We start from the raw sequence: 3,712 nt of genomic DNA on the forward strand, positions 1-3,712 counted from the left end.
CGCGCAAGATGAAATTCGGCGTCTCCGAAGGCATGGTGCTGGCCGCCGGCCCCGGCGGTGACGACATCCACATCCTCAGCCCGGACAGCGGCGCCCAGCCCGGTATGGAAGTGCGCTAACCCGGCACCGATCCCCGCTCCCCTCGTGGGAGCGGTGGTGCCACCGCGAATGCGTTCCTTCCCGAACTCACCCCGACATCCCTCCCTGTGCCGTTACCGCCATCTTTCCGGCCAGCCACGACGTACAATCGCTTTCCCCTTGCCCCGGATATGGTCTTTCCCTCTACACTGTAAAAACGAAAAACAAGGGAGAGCGCTACCATGAACCGCCAGGCAACACTGACCCCGGATGCCATCCAGTCCAAGAAAAACACCGTCAGCGCAGAAGAATGGCAACTGCGTGTGGATCTGGCCGCCGCCTACCGGCTGATCGCCCTGCACGGCTGGGACGACCTGATCTTTACCCACCTGTCTGCCCGCATCCCCGGCGACGAGCATCACTTCCTGATCAATCCCTACGGCATGATGTTCGACGAGATCACCGCTTCCAGCCTGGTGCGCGTAGACCAGGCCGGCAACAAGCTCGATGACAGTGACTTCGATATCAACCCGGCCGGCTTCACCATCCACAGCGCCATCCACGCCGTGCGCGACGATGCCAACTGCGTGATGCACACCCACACCACCGCCGGTGTGGCCGTGTCCGCCCAGCAGGAAGGCCTGCTCGCGCTATCCCAGCAAAGCCTGTTCCCGCTGGCCAGCCTGGCCTACCACGACTACGAAGGCGTGGCCCTGCGTGAAGACGAAAAGGCCCGCCTGCAGGCCGATCTTGGCGACGCCAACTCCATGATCCTGCGCAACCACGGCTTGCTCACCGTGGGCAGCAGCATTGCCGATGCCTTCCTGGGCATGTTCATCCTCCAGCGCGCCTGCGAAATCCAGCTCCAGGCCCTGTCCGGCAACCGCCCGCTGACCCCGATCCCCGACGGCATCGTCAACACCATCAAGCAGCAAGCCTCCCAGGTCACCAAGGGCATGGGCGGCAACCTGGCCTGGCCCGGCCTGCTGCGCAAACTGGATCGCCAGAATCCCGGTTACGAGAAATAAGACCGCAGGCTTCAGCCAGCCTTCCCCACCCCGTTGGAGCTTTGTTCACAAAGCGAATAGCCATCTCCCCCTTCGCTTTGTGAACAAAGCTCCAACGACACAACCCCAAACACCCCACACAACTCTGTTTCCTTTCCCTGATTTCCCCTGTCAAAGCGGGCCAAAACCGGCCAACCTATACAGAAAGGCGACTTCCGTTAATTGTCTTGCCATGCAGGTATACGCAATGTGTAGGGTATTCAAAGACACTGTCTACCGAGGTTACCGATGACACAGTCACTGGACGCTCTCTGGGAAAAGGTCCGCGCCCAGAAAACCCGGATCCCCTCTCTCTACGGCGATATCGACTTTGATATCACCCCGGAGCGATTCACGGATTCTATGGATGTCCGCAGTACATTGCCGCCCCACTTCGCCAGGAAGTACCGCAAGAAAATCCTCGCCGACCATGACAAAGTGGACCGGGCCCGCGCCTACACCCTGCTGGGTGACACCGTGGCCGATGCCTACGCGGCGCTGATGTCGGAATACAGCTTCCGTGACCTGATCGGCATGTTGAAGAAAGCCTGCGACGAAGGGCTCGACGCGGTACCCGATGCCCCCCAGGAACTGGTGGACTTTATTACCGCCATGGAAACCACCCCGGACTGGGTGGATATGGATCTGGTTCGTGAAGGCGCCCGCCTGAGCCGCAACCAGATGGCCAACCTGGCCCCTTACGTGATCCGTGGCGCCTTCGTGGCCACCTTCATGAACAAGTACTCCGGCCTGCCCATGGCCATCACTGGCACCCTGGCCAACGATTCGGTAAACCGGCGCATCAACGAAACCGCCAGCTTCTTCACCACCGCCACCCTGCCCGGTGCCCTGGAACGCTTCGGGCCCGGCTTCAAGGCCGCTGCCATGGTGCGCCTGATGCACTCCATGGTCCGCTTCAACATTCTCAAGCGGGTAAAGAAATGGGACCCGGCCATTTATGGCATCCCCATTCCCCAGGTAGACCAGATGCCCGCCGGCACCATGCCCGCCTACCTGGCCGCCTTCAAGGCCATGCGCAAGGGTCGCAAGCACTTCACCCGTAACGAGCGGGCCATCGTCGAACTGTCCCGCTACCAGTGTTTCCTGCTGGGCCTGCCCGAAGAGCTGCTGCCCGCCGAGGCGCCGGACATTATCAACACCATGCTCACCTACTCCGGTACCCTGCGCGAGGGCTACGATGACGAGACCTGTGGCGAACTCACCCGCGCCACCATGTCCGTCTATCGTCCGAAGGACAACAAGCTAACCAGCAAGGTCCACAACCTGGTGGAGCGCAGCGTCTCCAAGGTGTTCTTCACCCAGGCCTTTCTTGGCAAGAATGACAAATCAAAAGCGAAAGAAATGGGCGTGGAACCGCACCTGCTCGACTACGCCCTGTCCAGCATCGGCACGCTGTTCATCATGCCCCGCCTGATCGCCTACCGGACCTTGCAAGACATCCCCGTGGCCAACAAGATCGCGGACAAGATACTGGTCCGGCGCATCAACGAGCTGCTGGTGGACTACGGCCATGCGGAATTCACCACGGATGCGTCGCAGTACAGCCCCACCATCAAAAACGCGACCTGACCACCTCAGGAACCGTCTCTCGGACAGGAGTACGTCATCCTTTCCGGGAGACCATTGATCACTGCACTGCAGGCCCCCGACTCCGAAGGAAACTTCTACTCGCTTTGTTCTGGCGCGGAACAAAAGCAGAAACCTCTCCCTGATTTTTAATCGCCCGGATCATTGCCCCAGATCAAGTCATTGCGTGATTACCGTCGTACAGTAGTAGTCAACACACCAGGAAATACAGGGGGCCAGCATGTTCAGCCATTCCGCCGTTGCACTGGTAACCGGGTCGGCAACCGGCATCGGCTACGCCATCGCTGAAGGCTTTGCCCGCTCGGGTTGCAAGCTGATACTCACCGACAAGGATGCCCGCCGTGGCGAAGAAGCCGCCGAGGCGCTGCGCGAAGCCACCGGACGGGACATATTGTTTGTCAGTGCCGACGTGAGCGACCCGCAGGACGTGAACGAGTTACACCGGCGCGGTTTTGCCCACTTTGGCCGACTGGACGCGGCTTGCAACAACGCCGGTATCGAGGGGGCAATGGCTCCCACCGCGGAGTGCCAACTGGACAACTTCGACACCACCCTTGCCACCAACCTGCGCGGGGTCTTTCTGTGCATGAAAACCCAACTGGGCTTGATGGCAAAGCAAGGCCATGGCGCCATTGTGAACATGGCCTCCGTTGCCGGCCTGGTGGGGTTTGCGGGGTTACCCGCTTACTGCGCGTCTGAAGGCGGTGTGGTGCAGCTCACTCGAACCGCTGCCCTGGAATACGCAGAGCAGAACATCCGCGTCAATGCGGTCTGCCCCGGCGCCATCAAAACCGAAATGATTGACCGGATTACCGGCAAGGAACCGGAAACCGAAAGCCAGTTTGCCGGCCTGCACCCCATGAACCGCATGGGCACCCCCGAGGAAGTGGCCAATGCCGTGATCTGGCTGGCCTCGCCACTGGCCAGCTTCGTGACCGGGCAAGCCCTGGCCGTGGATGGCGGAATGACCGCTCGCTGAC

General features: G+C 60.8%; 3 protein-coding genes. All 3 read left to right on the forward strand.

The window, feature by feature from the left end:
- Positions 1 to 320 precede the first annotated feature (320 nt).
- The 3 genes from HUJ17_RS01115 (at position 321) to HUJ17_RS01125 (ending at position 3,711) form a co-directional block, all read left to right on the forward strand.
- Positions 321 to 1,106 carry a class II aldolase/adducin family protein gene (locus HUJ17_RS01115; protein WP_290508975.1) on the forward strand — a complete coding sequence of 262 codons (786 nt, stop codon included), beginning with the start codon at positions 321 to 323 and terminating at the stop codon, positions 1,104 to 1,106.
- A gap of 267 nt (positions 1,107 to 1,373) precedes the next feature.
- A complete protein-coding gene (locus HUJ17_RS01120) occupies positions 1,374 to 2,714 on the forward strand; it encodes an oxygenase MpaB family protein (protein WP_290508976.1) in 1,341 nt (446 codons plus the stop codon).
- Positions 2,715 to 2,952: 238 nt separating this feature from the next.
- Positions 2,953 to 3,711, forward strand: coding sequence for a glucose 1-dehydrogenase (locus tag HUJ17_RS01125; protein WP_290508977.1), 759 nt, complete (start codon positions 2,953 to 2,955; stop codon positions 3,709 to 3,711).
- The last annotated feature ends 1 nt before the right edge of the window (position 3,712 follow it).

The organism is Alcanivorax sp. (assembly GCF_014762765.1).
GTDB lineage: Bacteria > Pseudomonadota > Gammaproteobacteria > Pseudomonadales > Alcanivoracaceae > Alcanivorax.